The sequence below is a fragment of the Pseudoxanthomonas sp. LjRoot204_2 genome (genome assembly GCF_056175765.1).
This window is the reverse complement of record NZ_JBGFFG010000583.1, coordinates 1-1,718: the sequence shown is the minus strand read 5'-3', so window position 1 is coordinate 1,718 and position 1,718 is coordinate 1. Positions and strand designations below refer to the sequence as shown.

1 protein-coding gene is annotated in these 1,718 nt (G+C 66.8%); it reads right to left on the bottom strand.

What is annotated here, in order from left to right:
* Positions 1 to 1,631: glycoside hydrolase family 43 protein (locus tag AC04L7_RS18080; RefSeq protein ID WP_475513620.1), on the bottom strand; the 1,631-nt coding region annotated here is incomplete at its 3' end.
* Positions 1,632 to 1,718: the final 87 nt, after the last annotated feature.

The following is a 1,718-nucleotide window of genomic DNA, read 5'->3' as shown; positions in this document are numbered from 1 at the left end:
AACGGACCCAGCAGGGCACCGACGAAACCGCCAGCGCGATCGGTACTCAGTACGGTGCCATCGACCTTGCTGGCCAAGGTCTGCCAACCGCGTCCGTCGCCCGTGTCGAACGCGAAACCGTAGTCTCCCTCGTCGCCCTCAATCCTCAGGCGGAGGGCATCGGTCGCCGCCACGTCGCGTGTCGCCAGCGTGCGCGTGGTGCCGCTGCCGTCGCGGCCTTCGAGAAACACCGTAATGCGGTTGCCATCGAGCCGGCGCGCGCCGAGGAAGTACCAGTACGCCTCGCTCTGGAAGGCGGCCAGTCCCGCGGCCACGCCCGGCGCCGGCGCCGTCATCGCCGTGCTGGCCTGGAATCGCAGATGCTGCTGGCGACGACCGAGGAACGCGGGATTGCGCAGCGTCTCCAGCCCTTCCGTCAGAGGATGGACAGCGAGGGAACCGGGACGTGCGGCCAGGTCTGCCCATGCGGACTTGGGCACGCGCACGCGCAGCCACTCCGACGCCAGCGACGGCGCATCGAATTCATCGCGATGGGAGAAATTGCCGGTGGACGGCGCCTGCGTCGCTTCGCCCTGCATCCACGAGGGAGCCTTCACCACATAGGGTATGACCTGGTCGGCAGGCAGGATCTCCGGCCAGCCATCGCGCCACTGCACGGGCAGCAGGTACGTTTCGCGACCGGTGTTGTAGTGGCGGCGCTGGTAGTTGCGGCTCGCCAGGAACACCGCCCACCACGATCCATCGGGCCCCTCCACCAGGTCGGCATGGCCGGCATTCGTGATGGGCAGTGGACGATCCACAGGCAAATCGCGCTGGGTCAGGATGGGATTGCCCGCGTAAGGCACATAGGGACCCCACACGTCGCGGCTGCGCAGCACCACCTGCGAATGCTGCGGTCCGGTGCCGCCCTCCGCGTCGGACAGGTAGTACCAGCCGTCCCGCTTGTAGATATGCGGACCCTCGATCCAGATCGGATTCTTCTCCGGCTCCACGCCGCCATCGATCAGCACCTTGCGGGGACCGACCGGCTGGAAGCGCGCCAGGTCGATCTGCTGCATCCAGATCGCACGGTGTCCGTCATAACGCGCCGGACCCGGTGGTTCGTCGTTGTTGAGCAGGTAGACCTTGCCGTCGTGGTCGAAGAACAGCGACGGATCGATGCCGCCAATGGTCGGCAGCCAGTGCGGATCGGACCACGGACCGGCCGGATCGCGCGCCGTGCTGATGAAGTTGCCGCCGCTGTCGGTCGCGGTGGTGACCACGTAGAAGGTGCCCTCGTGGAACTCGATGGTCGGCGCGAAGATGCCGCGCGACACGCTCAGGCCGTCGAAATCCAGCTGCGTGGGACGGTCGATGACGTTGCCGATCTGCTTCCAGTGCACCAGGTCCGTGCTTTCGAACACGGGGATGCCCGGAAAGTAGGTGAAGCTGGAATTCACCAGGTAGAACCTGCCGTTGGCGGCGACGATGCTGGGGTCGGCATGGAAGCCCGCCAGCACGGGATTGCGGTAGTGGCCGGCGGGCAATGGCGCTTCGAAGGCCGTATCGCGGCCGGTGTATTCGAACCAGTCGAAATAGACCGGCGGCGCCTCCTTGGTTGTCTGTGCGTTGCCGGTGGCGGCCAGCAGCATGAGCGCGATGGCCAGCAGGCTGCCTGCGGCGTTGCGGGATGCTGGGACGCGGCGCGCATGCGTGCCGGCATCCGGGAAATTTCGCGG